9 protein-coding genes are annotated in these 16,437 nt (G+C 67.5%); 6 read left to right on the forward strand and 3 right to left on the reverse strand.

Annotated elements, in window-relative coordinates:
* Window positions 1-1,530, reverse strand: a complete 1,530-nt coding sequence (locus tag ACFY1E_RS27440; RefSeq protein WP_389080248.1) for a helix-turn-helix domain-containing protein — start codon at window positions 1,528-1,530, stop codon at window positions 1-3.
* Between the two features lie 447 nt (window positions 1,531-1,977).
* Between ACFY1E_RS27440 and acnA the strand changes: the two genes are divergently transcribed.
* Complete coding sequence (gene acnA / locus ACFY1E_RS27445) at window positions 1,978-4,695, forward strand: aconitate hydratase AcnA (protein ID WP_389080249.1); 2,718 nt, start codon at window positions 1,978-1,980, stop codon at window positions 4,693-4,695.
* Between the two features lie 327 nt (window positions 4,696-5,022).
* The gene (locus ACFY1E_RS27450) at window positions 5,023-6,507 is read left to right on the forward strand and encodes a sensor histidine kinase (RefSeq protein WP_389080251.1); all 1,485 of its coding nucleotides are present in this window, start codon (window positions 5,023-5,025) and stop codon (window positions 6,505-6,507) included.
* 32 nt (window positions 6,508-6,539) lie between these two features.
* On the opposite strand, the gene ACFY1E_RS27455 is transcribed toward ACFY1E_RS27450, so the two are convergent.
* A complete protein-coding gene (locus tag ACFY1E_RS27455; protein WP_389080252.1) occupies window positions 6,540-7,154 on the reverse strand; it encodes a Uma2 family endonuclease in 615 nt (204 codons plus the stop codon).
* Window positions 7,155-7,443: 289 nt separating this feature from the next.
* Here ACFY1E_RS27455 and ACFY1E_RS27460 point away from each other — a divergent pair, with 289 nt between their 5' ends.
* Window positions 7,444-8,517, forward strand: coding sequence for a lytic polysaccharide monooxygenase (locus tag ACFY1E_RS27460; protein WP_389080253.1), 1,074 nt, complete (start codon window positions 7,444-7,446; stop codon window positions 8,515-8,517).
* A gap of 209 nt (window positions 8,518-8,726) precedes the next feature.
* Here the strand turns inward: ACFY1E_RS27460 and ACFY1E_RS27465 are convergent, their stop codons facing one another.
* Window positions 8,727-12,530: a GH92 family glycosyl hydrolase gene (locus tag ACFY1E_RS27465; RefSeq protein WP_389080254.1), complete on the reverse strand. Its 3,804-nt coding sequence runs from the start codon at window positions 12,528-12,530 to the stop codon at window positions 8,727-8,729.
* Window positions 12,531-12,893: 363 nt separating this feature from the next.
* Here ACFY1E_RS27465 and ngcE point away from each other — a divergent pair, with 363 nt between their 5' ends.
* The 3 genes from ngcE (at window position 12,894) to ACFY1E_RS27480 (ending at window position 16,296) form a co-directional block, all read left to right on the forward strand.
* Window positions 12,894-14,342 carry an N-acetylglucosamine/diacetylchitobiose ABC transporter substrate-binding protein gene (ngcE, locus tag ACFY1E_RS27470; protein ID WP_389080255.1) on the forward strand — a complete coding sequence of 483 codons (1,449 nt, stop codon included), beginning with the start codon at window positions 12,894-12,896 and terminating at the stop codon, window positions 14,340-14,342.
* A gap of 67 nt (window positions 14,343-14,409) precedes the next feature.
* On the forward strand, window positions 14,410-15,345 hold the full coding sequence (locus ACFY1E_RS27475; protein ID WP_389080257.1) for a carbohydrate ABC transporter permease: 936 nt from the start codon (window positions 14,410-14,412) through the stop codon (window positions 15,343-15,345).
* 15 nt (window positions 15,346-15,360) lie between these two features.
* The gene (locus ACFY1E_RS27480; protein ID WP_389080258.1) at window positions 15,361-16,296 is read left to right on the forward strand and encodes a carbohydrate ABC transporter permease; all 936 of its coding nucleotides are present in this window, start codon (window positions 15,361-15,363) and stop codon (window positions 16,294-16,296) included.
* The last annotated feature ends 141 nt before the right edge of the window (window positions 16,297-16,437 follow it).

Genomic DNA, 16,437 nt, shown 5'->3' on the forward strand with positions numbered 1-16,437 from the left:
TCAGATGTCCCGGAAGATCTCGATCTGCGCCCCGACCGAGTTCAGCCGCTCCGCCAGATCCTCGTAACCCCGGTTGATGACATACACGTTCCGCAGTACGGACGTGCCGTCGGCCGCCATCATCGCCAGCAGGACGACCACGGCGGGCCGCAGGGCGGGCGGGCACATCATCTCGGCGGCGCGCCAGCGGGTCGGGCCCTCGACCAGCACCCGGTGCGGGTCGAGGAGCTGGAGGCGGCCGCCGAGGCGGTTGAGGTCCGTCAGGTAGATCGCGCGGTTGTCGTAGACCCAGTCGTGGATCAGCGTCTTGCCCTGCGCCACGGCCGCGATGGCCGCGAAGAACGGGACGTTGTCGATGTTCAGGCCGGGGAACGGCATCGGGTGGATCTTGTCGATCGGCGCCTCCAGCTTGGAGGGCCGCACGGTGAGGTCCACCAGCCGGGTACGGCCGTTGTCCGCGAAGTACTCGGGCGTGCGGTCGTGGTCGAGCCCCATCTCCTCCAGGACCGCCAGCTCGATCTCCAGGAACTCGATGGGCACGCGACGCACCGTCAGCTCCGACTCCGTCACCACCGCCGCCGCCAGCAGGCTCATCGCCTCGACCGGGTCCTCAGAGGGGGAGTAGTCGACGTCCACGTCGATCTGCGGCACGCCGTGCACGGTGAGGGTCGTCGTACCGATGCCCTCGACCTTGACGCCCAGGGCCTCCAGGAAGAAGCACAGGTCCTGGACCATGTAGTTGGAGGACGCGTTGCGGATGACGCTGACGCCGTCGTGGCGGGCGGCGGCCAGCAGCGCGTTCTCGGTGACGGTGTCCCCGCGCTCGGTCAGCACGATCGGCCGGTCGGGCCGCACCGTCCGGTCCACCAGCGCGTGGTACTGCCCCTCGGTGGCTGTGATGTCGAGGCCGAAGCGGCGCAGCGCGATCATGTGCGGCTCGATGGTCCGCGTGCCGAGGTCGCAACCGCCCGCGTACGGCAGCTTGAAGTGGTCCATGCGGTGCAGAAGCGGGCCGAAGAACATGATGATGGACCGTGTCCGTACGGCGGCGTCGGCGTCGATCGCCGCCATGTCCAGCTCGGCGGGCGGCACGATCTCCAGGTCCACGCCGTCGTTGATCCAGCGCGTGCGCACACCGATGGAGCCCAGCACCTCCAGGAGCCGGTACACCTCCTCGATCCGCGCCACCCGGCGCAGCACGGTGCGGCCCTTGTTGAGCAGCGAGGCGCACAGCAGCGCCACACAGGCGTTCTTGCTCGTCTTGACGTCGATGGCACCGGACAGCCGCCGGCCGCCGACCACCCGCAGATGCATCGGCCCCGCATAGCCCAGGGAGACGATTTCGCTCTCCAGGGCTTCACCGATTCGAGCGATCATCTCAAGGCTGATGTTCTGATTGCCGCGCTCGATGCGGTTGACGGCACTCTGGCTGGTGCCGAGGGCCTCTGCGAGCTGGGCCTGTGTCCAGCCACGATGTTGCCGGGCGTCACGGATGAGCTTGCCGATGCGTACGAGGTAGTCGTCTGCCATGGGGTTGAGGCTATCTCAGATATGAGATGAGGCACGTGAAGGGGGTCCATTCGGGTGACGGACCGTCAACGTCGCCTCATCGGGGGTCGGTGGGCGAGCGCCTCCCTTCACGCCGGACGGACTTCCCCGCGGGAGGCGAGTACCCAGGCTCGGCGCACTGATGGCCGCCCGCGCCAAATGCCCCTTTTCGCCGGATAATCGCCTGGCGGGACCGGTTGTGTGGATGCGATGGAAGGAGCCGTCAGGGCGCGGCTGTGACGAGGTCGGGCATGACCATCCCGGCCCCATGTACTAGAGTTATCTCGACATCGAGATATCTGCCGAGGAGCACCGCAGCCGCCAGCCCCGGTAAGGGTTACCTAACTTAGCCTTACCTTAGCGGATCGGCCGAGATGCCGTGGCGGCAGGATCGTGGTGAGTACGCGCACATCAATGAAGGAGACTGTCGTGTCGGCGAACAGCTTCGACGCCCGCAGCACGCTGCAGGTGGGCGACGAGTCGTACGAGATCTTCCGGCTGGACAAGGTGGAGGGCTCGGCCCGACTGCCGTACAGCCTCAAGGTCCTGCTGGAGAACCTGCTCCGCACGGAGGACGGCGCGAACATCACCGCCGACCACATCCGCGCCCTCGGCGGCTGGCACTCCCAGGCGCAGCCCAGCCAGGAGATCCAGTTCACGCCCGCCCGCGTGATCATGCAGGACTTCACCGGCGTGCCCTGTGTCGTCGACCTCGCCACCATGCGTGAGGCCGTCAAGGAGCTCGGCGGCGACCCGGCGAAGATCAACCCGCTGGCCCCGGCCGAGCTGGTCATCGACCACTCCGTCATCGCCGACAAGTTCGGCACGAACGACGCCTTCAAGCAGAACGTCGAGCTGGAGTACGGCCGCAACAAGGAGCGCTACCAGTTCCTGCGCTGGGGCCAGACCGCGTTCGACGAGTTCAAGGTCGTCCCGCCCGGCACCGGCATCGTCCACCAGGTCAACATCGAGCACCTCGCGCGTACCGTCATGGTCCGGAATGGCCAGGCGTACCCCGACACCCTCGTCGGCACCGACTCGCACACCACGATGGTCAACGGCCTCGGTGTGCTGGGCTGGGGCGTCGGCGGCATCGAGGCCGAGGCCGCCATGCTCGGCCAGCCGGTCTCCATGCTGATCCCGCGCGTCGTCGGCTTCAAGCTCACCGGTGAGCTGCAGCCCGGCACCACCGCCACCGACCTCGTGCTCACCATCACCGAGATGCTGCGCAAGCACGGCGTCGTCGGCAAGTTCGTCGAGTTCTACGGCGAGGGCGTGGCCGCCACGAGCCTCGCCAACCGCGCCACCATCGGCAACATGTCGCCGGAGTTCGGCTCCACCGCCGCGATCTTCCCGATCGACGACGAGACCCTGAACTACCTGCGCCTGACCGGCCGCTCCGACCAGCAGGTCGCGCTCGTCGAGGCGTACGCCAAGGAGCAGGGCCTCTGGCTGGACCCGAAGGCCGAGCCGGACTTCTCCGAGAAGCTGGAGCTCGACCTGTCGACGGTCGTCCCCTCCATCGCCGGCCCGAAGCGCCCGCAGGACCGCATCGTCCTCGCGAACGCCGCCGAGCAGTTCAAGGCCGACGTACGCAACTACGTGGACGTCGTCGACGAGGCGGGACAGGAGTCCTTCCCGGCCTCCGACGCCCCGGCCGTCGCCCCGAACGGCGCCCCGTCCAACCCGGTCACCGTGACCGCCCCCGACGGTTCCACGTACGAGATCGACCACGGTGCGGTGACGGTCGCGGCCATCACCTCCTGCACCAACACCTCCAACCCGTACGTCATGGTCGCCGCCGCCCTGGTGGCCAAGAAGGCGGTCGAGAAGGGCCTGACCCGCAAGCCGTGGGTCAAGACCACCCTCGCCCCGGGCTCCAAGGTCGTCACCGACTACTTCGACAAGGCGGGCCTGACCCCGTACCTCGACAAGGTCGGCTTCAACCTCGTCGGCTACGGCTGCACCACCTGCATCGGCAACTCCGGCCCGCTGCCGGAGGAGGTCTCCAAGGCCGTCAACGACCACGACCTCGCGGTCACCTCGGTCCTCTCCGGCAACCGGAACTTCGAGGGCCGTATCAACCCCGACGTCAAGATGAACTACCTGGCCTCCCCGCCGCTGGTCGTCGCGTACGCCATCGCGGGCTCCATGAAGGTGGACATCACGCGTGACGCCCTGGGCACCGACCAGGACGGCAACCCGGTCTTCCTGAAGGACATCTGGCCCTCCGAGGCCGAGGTCAACGACGTCGTGGCCAACGCCATCGGCGAGGACATGTTCAACAAGTCCTACCAGGACGTCTTCGCGGGCGACGCCCAGTGGCAGGCGCTGCCGATCCCGACCGGCAACACCTTCGAGTGGGACCCGGAGTCGACCTACGTCCGCAAGCCCCCGTACTTCGAGGGCATGGAGCTGGAGCCGGCCCCGGTCAGCGACATCTCCGGCGCCCGCGTCCTCGCCAAGCTGGGCGACTCGGTCACCACCGACCACATCTCCCCGGCCGGTGCGATCAAGGCCGACACCCCGGCCGGCAAGTACCTCACGGAGCACGGCGTCGAGCGCCGCGACTTCAACAGCTACGGCTCCCGCCGCGGCAACCACGAGGTCATGATCCGCGGTACGTTCGCCAACATCCGCCTGCGCAACCAGATCGCGCCGGGCACCGAGGGCGGCTACACCCGCGACTTCACCCAGCCCGACGCGCCCGTCTCGTTCATCTACGACGCCTCGCGCAACTACATCGAGCAGGGCATCCCGCTGGTCGTCCTGGCCGGCAAGGAGTACGGCTCCGGCTCGTCCCGCGACTGGGCCGCCAAGGGCACCGCGCTGCTCGGCGTCAAGGCCGTCATCGCCGAGTCGTACGAGCGCATCCACCGCTCGAACCTCATCGGCATGGGCGTCCTGCCGCTGCAGTTCCCGGAGGGCGCGAACGCCGAGTCCCTCGGCCTGACCGGCGAGGAGACCTTCTCCTTCGCGGGCGTCGAGGAGCTCAACAACGGCACCACGCCGCGCACGGTCAAGGTCACCACCGACACGGGCGTCGAGTTCGACGCGGTCGTCCGCATCGACACCCCCGGTGAGGCCGACTACTACCGCAACGGCGGCATCATGCAGTACGTGCTGCGCAGCCTGATCCGCAAGTAAGCGGCGCGGCAAGGCAGTCGAGGGCCGCATCCCCGGTACGCCGGGGGTGCGGCCCTCGCCGTGTCCCGGCCGGGAGGACCCAGGTCATCACCCACCCTCAGGTGGAACACAGGGTTCCCTCAGCGGACCGGGACAGTATCGAGACATGTCAGGCATCTCCGCGCTCACCGAAGCGCTGTCCGTCGCCGTCGCCGAGGCGGGCCGGCGGCCCTGGACGCTGCCCGTCCTCCGGTCGTCTGCGTGCCCCGGCGCTGATCGACAGGAGCCGTCAGCTCGCGTGACATGCCCCTCCGCCAGGTGCACCATCGGGCCGACGGAGCACGGCGGATGACCGCCCGCCCGGTCGCCCGCTCCCTGCGCGCCCGACTGCTGCTCTGCGTCGGCGCCACCCTGGTGGCCGTGTGCGCGGCGATGACCTTCACCACCGCCGTGGTCCAACGGGCCTCTCTCATAGGCGAGTTGGACGGCCGCGTCAGCAATGCCGCAGAGCGCAGCCTGGGCGGGGCCGCTCTGCGACCGGACGACAAGGCGAACCTCTCCTTCCTCACCGAGAACGGCCACCCCGTCGGTATGATCGCCGCCCGCCTCGACGACCACGGCGGGGTCGTCTCCGCGGCGCTCGTCAGGCAGGACGCCCCGCCGCAGACCCTGACGACCGGCCAGCGCACCGCCCTGAAGGGCATCGCGCCCAACGGCTCCAGGCACACCGTCACCGTCCCCGGCCTCGGCACCTACCGGGTCGCCGGGCTCGACTCGGACGGGATCCGCGTCCTCGCCGGACTCCCCATGGACGGCGTACAGCACATGATCGACGGACTGGTCCAGGCGGAGGCGGTCGTCGCGGCCACCGGCCTCGCCGCCGCGGGCATCGTCTGCGCCGTGGTCATACGACGCCAGCTGCGCCCCCTCGGCCGGGTCGCCGCCACCGCGGTCGAGGTCTCCCGCTCACCGCTCGGCCGCGGCGAGGTCACCGGCCTCACCCGCGTTCCCGCCCGGGACACCGACCCCGCCGGCGAGGTCGGCCAGGTCGGCGCCGCACTCAACCGGTTGATCGACCACGTCGAATCCTCCCTAGCCGAACGTCGGCGCAGCGAGGAACGCATGCGCCGCTTCCTGGCCGACGCGAGCCACGAACTGCGCACCCCCCTCGCGTCCATCGCGGGCTACGCGGAGCTGATGAACCGCGGCACGGACCGCATCGAGCCGGTGCTGGCCTGGCGCCGCGTCTCGGCGGAATCGGCCCGTATGACAGGCCTGGTGGAAGACCTGCTGCTCCTGGCCCGCCTGGACGAGGGCCGCCCGCTCCCGTCCAACGAGGTCGACCTGGCTGCGGTGGTCGCCGAGGCCCTCTGGGACGCACGGGCGGCGGGCAGCGGCCACGACTGGCAACTCGCCCTCTCCCTCGCCACCCCGGCCCTGGTCCTCGGCGACGAGGCCCGCCTCCACCAGGTGGTGGCCAACCTGCTGGCCAACGCCCGTATGCACACCCCTGCGGGCACCGCCGTGGTGGCGGAGGTGGAGGTGACGGCCAAGCGGTGCGTCATACGGGTGCGGGACGACGGGCCCGGCATTCCGGCCGAGTTGCTGCCGAGGATTTTCGAGCGGTTCACCCGCGCCGACACGTCCCGCGCCCGGGCGCCGGGGGCGGTCGGCGGGTCGGGGCTGGGGCTTGCGATCGTGGAGTCCATCGTCTCGGCACACGGGGGCCGCAGCCACGTGGAGAGCGCCCCGGGGCGCACCGAGTTCACGATCGAGCTGCCACCGGCGGGCGTCGCGTCCGTGGAACGGACCGTAGCCGTCGCCTCCCGGTAACAGCTCGATCGAAGAAGGGGTGGACGGCGGGATCAGAAGCCGAGGAGTGCGTCGAGGTCGATCTCGATGGGAAACGGCAGCTCGGTGACCAGCTTTTCGTGGTGCACCGGGTGCGACGGCGCGGGAAAGTACGAGAGGGTGTCCGCGTTGAGCCAGTACTCGTGCACCGCCAGCTTCTGGTCGCGGTCCAACTCCACGCGCCAGTAGTACGGGACCTTGTGCTGGGCGAAGAGCGCGGGTTTGCGTACGCGGTCGTCCTGGCGTGAGCCGGGGGAGACGACTTCCACGACGAGCGACACCTTCGCCACGGGGACACACTCGAGCTCGAAGAAGTCCAGCTTCCGCGGATCGAAGACGATCACGTCGGGCTTGGGCGTGTTCTGGTCGTCCACCATCACGCACTGCTCGGCCACGACCTCGTACGGCTGGATACGTGCCGCCTCCAGCGAGACCGCGAACTTGTCCCGTACACGGTTGTGCCAAAACTTGGTCTGTCCTCGAACCACGATCCGTCCGTCCACGAGTTCCCAGTCGAAGGGCAGCTCCAAGTTCTTGACCTGGTCGAAGGTCCAGCCGTCGGCCGGCGGGAACATCCAGGTGTCCTCGGTGGCCCGTCCCTGCTGGGGTGTGGTCATCACTGCTCCCATGGACGCCAGTGTGGACGCCGATACGCGGCATGATCGTACGTACGAAGGTACCGCCACCCGAAGCGGCGAGGCCACGGCGCACGGTTGACGTGTGTCGCGCCCCCCACGGCATACCCCTCCCGCGTTTCCCGTTTACAACCGGCCCAACTGGCGCTATTTTCCCCACACGCGGGGTGGGAGCGCTCCCATGTGGGGCGACGGACCGGAACCCGCCGCCCCGGGTCGCCCCCACCCCGCTCGCACCCGCACGCCCGCATCCACCCGGCCGTACCTGAAGGATGTATCTGTCATGATCACGACAAAAACGTGTCGCCCGGCGCGCCGATTAACGACCAGAGCTCTCTTCCTCGTCCTCGTCTCGCTCCTCGCCACCATCCCCGCCTTAGCCCTCGTCGTCACGGCAGGCGGCAAGGCGCAAGCCCATGGCACCCCCATGAAACCCGGCAGCCGTACCTTCCTGTGCTGGCAGGACGGCCTCACCAGCACCGGTGAGATCAAACCGGTCAACCCGGCCTGCAAGGCGGCCCAACAGGTCAGCGGCACCACGCCGTTCTACAACTGGTTCTCCGTGCTGCGCTCCGACGGCGCCGGTCGCACCCGCGGCTTCGTCCCGGACGGTCAGCTGTGCAGCGGCGGCAATCCCAACTTCACGGGCTTCAACCTCCCGCGCAACGACTGGCCGCTCACCCATCTCACCTCGGGCGCGACCGTCGACTTCTCGTACAACGCCTGGGCGGCGCACCCGGGCTGGTTCCACGTCTACATCACCAAGGACGGCTTCGACCCGACCAAGCCCCTCACCTGGGACGACATCGAGGACCAGCCCTTCCTCACCGTCGACCACCCGCCCCTCAACGGCACCCCGGGCACGGTCGAGGCCAACTACTCGTGGACGGGGCAGCTTCCCGCCGGCAAGTCGGGCCGCCACATCATCTACATGGTCTGGCAGCGCTCGGACAGCGCGGAGACCTTCTACTCCTGCTCCGACGTCGTCTTCGACGGCGGCCACGGCGAGGTCACGGGCATCCACGACCCCGGCAACCCGGCCGACCCCGTACCGGGCAAGTGCGAGGCCGTCCGCAGGACCACCAACAGCTGGAGCGGCGGCTACCAGTCCGAGGTGACCGTCACCAACACCGGCGACGTCCCGATGCTGGGCTGGATGGTCGACTGGATGCTGCCGGGCGGCCAGAAGGTCGACAGTCTGTGGAACGGCAACGCGACCTACAACGGCCAGGACGTGATGGTCCACAACGCCGACTGGAACGGTTCGCTCGCTCCGGGGAAGAGCACGACCGTCGGATACGTCGTCACGGGCGACGGCGGTGACACGGCGACAAGCCTGCCCTGCCGGGTCGGCTGAAGGGCCGCTCGGGGCGGACCCGGTGGCGATGGGTCGTCCACCGGGTCCGCGAGCCGGTGCAGGCCGGGGGAGTACCTGCCCGGGTGGTGTTGGCTTCTGAGACACCGAATGCGACGACAACGTTGTCGCATGGTCTGTACATGGACCCTATCGCCTCAACCGGCAGCGCTGTCAAACCAGTTGAGGCGAGAGGGTTCCCATGCGGTTGCTCAGGCGAGCAGTTCGACCTCCGACACCACCGCCTCGCCGTCCAGAACCAGCCGGTACTTCCCGTACGTTCCCGGGGACCCGACGGTGAACGCCCGTGTCTGCCGGTCCCAGGTGAAGGACTCACCGGACCGCCTGTCGAGGGTCTGCCACGTGGTGCCGTCGTCGTCCGAGCCCTGGAGCGTCCAGCCGGTCGGCGCCCTCGTGTGGTCCGACGACGAGGTCACCGTGTACTGGAGGCCCTTGACCGGCCCGGACACCGGCAGGTCCACGGAGGTCACCGTCGCCTCCGTGGCCGAGGTGTTGTCGAACAGCGGCCCGGCACCCTTCAGCACGTCAGCTCGCGGCGTCGGCACCTTGTCGTCCTGGGTGATCGACACGGGCGCCGCGTTCCTGCCCGTGCCCCACGAGGACGGCTTCGCGCTCATGTCGAACTCCAGGACCCCGCCCTTGGCGAGCAGCGAGTGGGGGAGCGAAGTCGAGTTCCACGCCTGCCCGTTGAAGCGCACGCCCTGGACGTAGATGTTCCTCCGGCTGTTCCCGGGAGCCTTCACCACCAGGTCGTGGCCGTTCTCCAGATGCACGGTGGCCTTGGTGAACAGCGGGGAGCCGATGGTGTACTCGCCGCTGCCCATGACGAGCGGGTAGAAGCCGAGGGCCGAGAAGAGGTACCAGCCCGACTGCTCGCCGTTGTCCTCGTCGCCGTGGTAGCCCTGGCCGATCTCGCTGCCGGCGTAGAGCCGCGAGAGGATCTCGCGCACCTTCTCCTGCGTCTTCCACGGCTGTCCGGCCGCGTCGTACAGATAGGGGATGTGGTGGGCGGGCTGGTTGGACTGCCCGAGCATGCCCATCCGGGTGTCCCGGGCCTCGGTCATCTCGTGGATGACGCTGCCGTAGGACCCGGCGAACTGCGGGTCGGCCGTCTCCGGGGTCGAGAAGAACCGGTCCAGCTTGTCGGCCAGCGCGCCCCTGCCGCCGTACAGGTTCGCCAGACCCCGGGTGTCCTGCGGGACGGTGAAGGCGTAACCCCAGCCGTTGCTCTCGGTGTAGTCGTGGCCCCACACCCGCGGGTCGTACTCGGACGCGTCGAGTCGCCAGTCGCCCCGGTCGTTTCGGCCCTGGAAGAAGTCGGCCGACTTGTCGTAGAGGTTGACGTAGTCCTGAGCGCGGTTGAGGAAGTACTCGGACTCCTCCTTGTACCGCTCGTCACCGGTCTTCTGGTAGAGAGCCCGGCCCATCCGGGCGATGCCGTAGTCGTTGTTGTAGCCGTCCATCGCCCATGAGAAGCCCTCGTTGGTGGAGGTCGTGGTGTAGCCGAGGAAGGGCGAGGTCGCCATGCCCTTGCGGCCCACGCCCGACATCGGCGGGACGACCGTCGCGTTCTTCACGGCCGCTTGGTACGCCGCCTTCGCGTCGAACTTCACGCCCTTGATGTACGCGTCCGCGAACGCCACGTCCGAGGAGGTGCCGGTCATCAGATCCGCGTATCCGGGGGAGGACCAGCGTGAGGTCCAGCCGCCGTCCTTGTACTGCTGCACGAACCCGTCCACCATCTGGCCCGCCTGAGCGGGCGTCAGCAGCGAGTACGCCGGCCAGGTCGTCCGGTAGGTGTCCCAGAAGCCGTTGTTGACGTACACCCTGCCGTCCACGATCTTCGCGCCGGTGTGCGTCGGGGTGTCCTGGCTGGGCATCGGTGAGAACGGGGAGGCGTACTGGTACGTGGAACCGACCTTCTCGAAGCCGGAGTTGGGGTACAGGTACAGCCGGTACATGGACGAGTACAGCGTCGTCAGCTGGTCCGGCGTCGCGCCCTCGACCTCGACCTTGCCGAGCAGACGGTCCCAGATCCGCTGGGCGCGGTTCTTCACCGCGTCGAAGGACGTACCGTCCGGGAGCTCCTGGCGGAGGTTGTCCTTGGCCTGGTCGATGCTGATGAGCGAGGTGGCGAGGCGGAGGGTGACCGTGTGGTCCTCGCCGGCGTCGAAGCGCAGATAGCCCTTGACCCCGCTCGACGAGCCGTCCGTCACCTTCCTGTCGAACACGCCGTACACGAACAGCCGGGTCGCGCCGGTCGACAGCCCCGACTTCACGTCCGAGTAGCCGGTGACGATCCCGTTGTCCTTGTCGAGCGTGAGCCCCGCCTGCTCCGTCACATTGTCGAAGACCACGCTCGCGTCGTCACCGGGGTAGGTGAACCGGAGCGCCGCCGCATGGTCGGTCGGGGCCATCTCGGCCTTCAGCCCGTTCTCGAACCGCACCCCGTAGTAGTACGGCCGGGCAGTCTCGTTCTCGTGCCGGAAGGCCAGCTCACGGGCCTGACGGCCGGTGTCCGGGGCGCCGGCCGCGACCGACGGCATCACCTGGAAGGTCTGCCGGTCGCCCATCCACGGGCTTGGCTCGTGACTGGCACTGAACGCCTGGATCGTCGGCAGGTTGTCGTCGTTGTTCGCACGCGCATAGTCGTACAGCCAGCTCAGCGAGGACGCGTTGGTCACCGGCGTCCAGAAGTTGAAGCCGTGCGGCAGGGCGGTCGCGGGGAAGTTGTTGCCGCGTGAGAAGCCGCCGCTGGAGTTGGTGCCGCGGGTGGTGAGCGCGTAGTCGGACAGATGGGCCTTCGGCGGCTCCGGAGCGACCGGCTTGATCGCGATGTCGTCCAGCCAGCCGCGGAACCTCGCCGGGCCCTTGGAGGAGTCGTACGCCACCAGGATCCGGTCGACCGTCTTTCCGGCCGCGACCGACCCGATCTGCGAGGCCACGTTGTTCCACTGGTTGACGTAGAGGGCCTTCGAGGCGCCCTGGCCCTGCGGCGACAGCGTGAACCCGTGCTGGTCGATCGCGCCGAGATCGCTCAGATGGGTGCCGTCCGTGAACGCGAGGTCCACCGACACGCTCGTGGCGTCGTAGTCGCGGTCCCCGTCCGCCATCGACGGGAAGATCCGGTACGACAGCCGGGTGTTCCGGCCGACGGCCACGTTCACGTCGAAGACCTTGTTGTACGAGTACGCCCGCCCGTCGGCGGTGTGCCGTCCGGCGTAACGCAGGGCTCTCTTTCCGGTGAACCCGGCGCCCGCCTTCGCGGTGGGCGATCCGCTCGGGCCGCGGTCCACCAGCGAGAGCATGTCCTGCGGGACCGGGCCGCCGCTGCCGCCCGTGGAGAACTGCACGTCGGCCAGCTGCAGGATGTCCGCGCCGTTGTTCCTCGTGATGTCGAGCCGGAAGTGCTGGTACTCGGCGGGCTCGGCGAGGTCGTACGACCTGGTCTGGAAGCGCTCGGAGAAGGACTCGCCGGAGCGGGTGTCGACGGTCTTCCAGTCCTTGCCGTCCGTGGAGCCCTGCAGGGTCCAGTCCCTCGGATCGCGCTCGGCGACGTCATTGGCCGAGGTCAGCGCGTATGTCACCAGCTTGATCGGCTTGTCCAGGTCGAACTCGACCCAGCCGGTGGGCGCGAAGGCCAGCCACTTGGTGCCGGACTCCCCGTCCACGAGGTTCTCCTTCACCTCGCCGCCGTCCGTGTTCTCGGCACTGGCGCGCACGTCCGTGACATGGTCGGTGACATTGCCCGGGATGCCGGTGCTGTAGCCGCCGTCGACACCGGAGGCCCGCTTGCTGCCGTCCGCCGCGGTGTCGACGGTGTTGAGCCAGTCCGGGGCCGGATCACCCGCCTCGAACGAGGAGGCGAACTCCCGGCCCGCCTTGGGCGGCGCGTCGGGCAGGGCGACCGCCGCCCCCTGCGAGCCCACCGCCATGACAAAGGCGGCCGTGATCACGACCGCCGGACCCCACCTGTGCCGAGCTCTGTGCCGCATACGCCAGCACCCTCCCTGGGCTCTCCGCGCTTGTGGACAACGTTGTCAACTGCAACGCGCAGAGACCAGTAGTGGGTCAAGTGGTCAGTGATGTCAAGGGTGTTGACTGTGGCATTCGGGGCGTATGTCGCGGAATTTTCCGGCACGGTGGCCACAGGAGGCTCATATTTCCGCGAGGTCTCAACTAGGAAAAGACCCGTGGCCCACTTTGCATTCGATCTTGCTCAGCTGGCGGGAAGTGGACTATACCTGTCGGCGAATCACACGATCCAGCACATCCTGCACGACCCTGCTTGACCTGACCGCGGTGCCGGGGAGGATCCGGTTCACCGCCTGAGTCCTGGAGAAGGCGAGGACTTGAGCATGGGATCCACTTCCGCCGAGAACAACGGCAGCGCGGGTGTAGGCCGCCGCGATCTGATCAAGCGGTCGGCCGCACTCGGCTTGATCTCCGTACCTGCGATGAGTTTTCTGTCGGCGTGTGCCAGCGGCGGCGGAGGAGACGACAACGGCTCCGACTCCCACCAGGGCAAGACGTCCAAGTCGAACCCCTTCGGCGTGGAGAAGAACGGCAAGCTCGACGTCGTCATCTTCAAGGGCGGTTACGGAGACGACTACGCCAAGGCGTGGGAGGCGAACTTCCAGAAGAAGCTCGGTATCACCTCCACCCACACCGGCACCCAGGAGATCACCGGCAAGCTGCAGCCCCGCTTCAACGCGGGCAACCCGCCGGACATCGTTGACGACTCCGGCGCCCAGCAGATCAAGGTCGACGTCCTGTACAAGAACGGTCAGCTGCTGGATCTCGCCCCGGTTCTCGACGCGCCGTCGGTCGACGACCCCGGCAAGAAGGTCCGGGACATGATCATCCCCGGTACCCTCGACGCGGGCATGCAGGAGGGCAAGATCGTCGCCCTCAACTACATCTACACCGTGTGGGGCCTGTGGTACTCCGGCAAGCTGTTCAAGGAGAAGGGCTGGGAGGAGCCCAAGACCTGGGCCGACTTCATCAAGGTCTGTCAGGCCGCCAAGAAGGACGGCATCGGTGGTCTCGCCCATCAGGGCAAGTACCCGTACTACATCAACGTCGCCATCATGGACATGATCGCCAAGAAGGGCGGTCTGGACGCCATGAAGGCGATCGACAACCTCGACCCCAAGGCGTTCGTCGGCTCCGACGCGGCGCAGGCCGGCGTCGAGGCGATCTACGAGGTCGTGGAGAAGGGCCTGTTGATGCCCGGCACCAACGGCCTCACGCACACCGAGTCGCAGACCCGCTGGAACCAGTACAAGGCCGCGTTCATCACCTGCGGCTCCTGGCTGGAGAACGAGCAGCTCAAGCAGACGCCGTCCGACTTCGACATGAAGTTCATGCCGATGCCCCTGCTGCCGGACAGCAAGCTGCCCTTCGAGGCGATCCGGGCCGGTTCCGGAGAGCCCTTCATCATCCCGGCGAAGGCCAAGAATCTCCCTGGCGCAAAGGAGTTCATGCGGCGCATGCTCTCGAAGGAGTGGTCGACGCTCTTCGCGAAGGAGGCCAACTCGCTCACCATCCTCAAGGACGGCGTCGACCCGAGTGTGAAGCTGCGTCCGGGCACGCAGTCCACCGTCGAGGCGTCCAAGGCGGCCGGCGACAACACGTTCCGCTACCTCTATCCCGAGTGGTACAGCGAGATGGACACTGCCATCCAGGCCGCGTCCAACGAGCTGATGTCCAAGCGCATCCAGCCGAAGGAGTGGCTCAAGCGGTGCCAGGCCGCGGTCGACAAGCAGGCCAAGGACCCGGCTTCCAAGAAGAACCACCGGGACTGACCGCAACGCCGTTTCCCGGGTCGGAGAAGTCCGGCCCGGGGGAGGACACCAGGGGCAGGAAACGCCAATGCGCAAAGGGCAGTACAGGTTCGTCGCGGGATTTCTCTTCGTTCCCGTGGCGCTCTATCTGATCTTCGTGATCTGGCCGTACATCCAGACGTTCGGCTATTCACTGACCGACTGGAAGGGCCAGTCGCAGACCTTCAAGTTCATCGGTCTGGACAATTACAAGGCGCTGTTCCAGGACGACGTCTTCATGCAGGCCATCTGGCACAACATCCTGTTCCTGATCTTCATCCCGATCATCACGATCCTGCTCGCGCTATTCTTCGCGTTCATGGTGAACGCCGGCGGGCGCAGCCGGGCCGGCGGGGTGCAAGGCGTCGCCGGATCCGGTTTCTACAAAATCGTCTACTTCTTCCCGCAGGTGTTGTCCCTCGCGATTGTCGCGGTGCTGTTCAACGCCGTGTACCGCAGTGACGGCGGCGGCCTGCTCAACGGGTTTCTGATCAAACTGCATCTGGTGGACGGCAACAATCCCGTGGAATGGCTCAACGAGCCGAACATGGTGCTGTGGGCGCTGATGGCGGCCGTGGTCTGGCACGGCGTCGGTTTCTACCTGGTGCTGTTCTCGGCCGCCATGCAGTCCATCCCGAAGGACGTCTACGAGGCCGCTCTCATCGACGGCGCGAGCCGCAACCAGTCCTTCTTCCGCATCACCCTGCCGCTCCTGTGGGACACCGTGCAGACCGCCTGGGTGTATCTCGGCATCGTCGCGATGGACATGTTCGTCCTGGTGTCCTCCATGACCGCGAGCATGGGCGCGTACGGCGGCGGCCCCGACCACCACAGCGATGTGATGTCGACGGTGATGATGCGCAACTTCCAGTACTTCGGCAAGAGCGGATACGCCTGCGCCATGGGCGTCGTCATGCTGCTGCTCACCCTGGTCCTGTCCGTGGTCATGCTGCGCGTCACCCGCCGCGACCGCGTCGAGTTCTGAGCGGGAGATACGACGATGAGCGCACCCCTCAAGGAGACCGCCGCCCAGGGCGGCACCATTCCGTCCCAGCCCAGCGCCACCAAGGTTCCGCCCCGTCCCGGCGGCCGGCGCAGTGAAGGCGTCGTGCTGAACGTCTTCTCGCACGGCTTCCTCGCCCTGTGGGCCCTGCTGATCGTGCTGCCGCTGCTGTGGTTGGTGCTCAGCTCCTTCAAGACCGACGCCCAGATCGGCGGCTCGGCCTTCGGATGGCCCGAGAACTGGAGCTTCGACGTCTTCCGCCGCGCCTGGAACAAGGGCATCGGCGACTACTTCCTCAACACCGTCCTCGTGCTGGCCTTCTCCGTGCCGTTGACGATGCTGTTCGGCTCCATGGCCGCGTACGTCCTGGCCCGGTACCGGTTCTGGGGCAACCGGCTGCTGTACTACTTCTTCGTCGCCGGCGCGATGTTCCCCGTCTTCCTGGCCCTCGTCCCGCTGTTCTTCATGGTCAAGCGGCTGGACATGCTGAACACCTACCAGGGCCTGATCCTGGTCTACGTCGCCTACTCGATGCCGTTCACGGTGTTCTTCATGCACGCCTTCTTCCGGACCCTTCCCACGGCGGTCTTCGAGGCGGCGATCCTCGACGGCGCCTCGCACACCCGCACCTTCTTCCAGGTGATGCTGCCGATGGCGAAGCCGGGTCTGATCAGCGTCGGCATCTTCAACACACTCGGCCAGTGGAACCAGTTCATCCTGCCCACCGTGCTGATGCAGCCGCAGAGCGGCAGCGACCCCGAGCGCTACGTCCTCACCCAGGGGCTCATCCAGCTGCAACAACAGCAGGGCTACGCCTCCGACCTGCCCGTCCTCTTCGCGGGCGTGACCATCGCGATGATCCCCATGCTGGTGGTCTACCTGTCGTTCCAACGCCAGGTGCAGGCGGGACTGACCTCGGCCACCCTGAAATAGCCTTCCGAAACCGTCGGCGCGCGCCGCTCCCGGCTCCGGGGGCGGCGCTGAGCCATGTGCACAAGGACCCGGAAACAGTTCAACCTCTTGACGGGAGGCGACCCGAACGGCTCAGCTTAGAGTTCACTAGTTGGACATAGA

Source organism: Streptomyces sp. NPDC001604 (assembly GCF_042893475.1).
GTDB lineage: Bacteria > Actinomycetota > Actinomycetes > Streptomycetales > Streptomycetaceae > Streptomyces.

Excerpts from the sequence above, each read along its gene's own strand:
- ACFY1E_RS27440 (WP_389080248.1), bottom strand. The coding sequence starts at position 1,530 with ATGGCAGACGACTACCTCGTACGCATCGGCAAGCTCATCCGTGACGCC.
- ACFY1E_RS27450 (WP_389080251.1), top strand. The coding sequence starts at position 5,023 with ATGACCGCCCGCCCGGTCGCCCGCTCCCTGCGCGCCCGACTGCTGCTC.
- ACFY1E_RS27455 (WP_389080252.1), bottom strand. The coding sequence starts at position 7,154 with ATGGGAGCAGTGATGACCACACCCCAGCAGGGACGGGCCACCGAGGAC.
- ACFY1E_RS27460 (WP_389080253.1), top strand. The coding sequence starts at position 7,444 with ATGATCACGACAAAAACGTGTCGCCCGGCGCGCCGATTAACGACCAGA.
- ACFY1E_RS27465 (WP_389080254.1), bottom strand. The coding sequence starts at position 12,530 with ATGCGGCACAGAGCTCGGCACAGGTGGGGTCCGGCGGTCGTGATCACG.
- ngcE (WP_389080255.1), top strand. The coding sequence starts at position 12,894 with ATGGGATCCACTTCCGCCGAGAACAACGGCAGCGCGGGTGTAGGCCGC.
- ACFY1E_RS27475 (WP_389080257.1), top strand. The coding sequence starts at position 14,410 with ATGCGCAAAGGGCAGTACAGGTTCGTCGCGGGATTTCTCTTCGTTCCC.
- ACFY1E_RS27480 (WP_389080258.1), top strand. The coding sequence starts at position 15,361 with ATGAGCGCACCCCTCAAGGAGACCGCCGCCCAGGGCGGCACCATTCCG.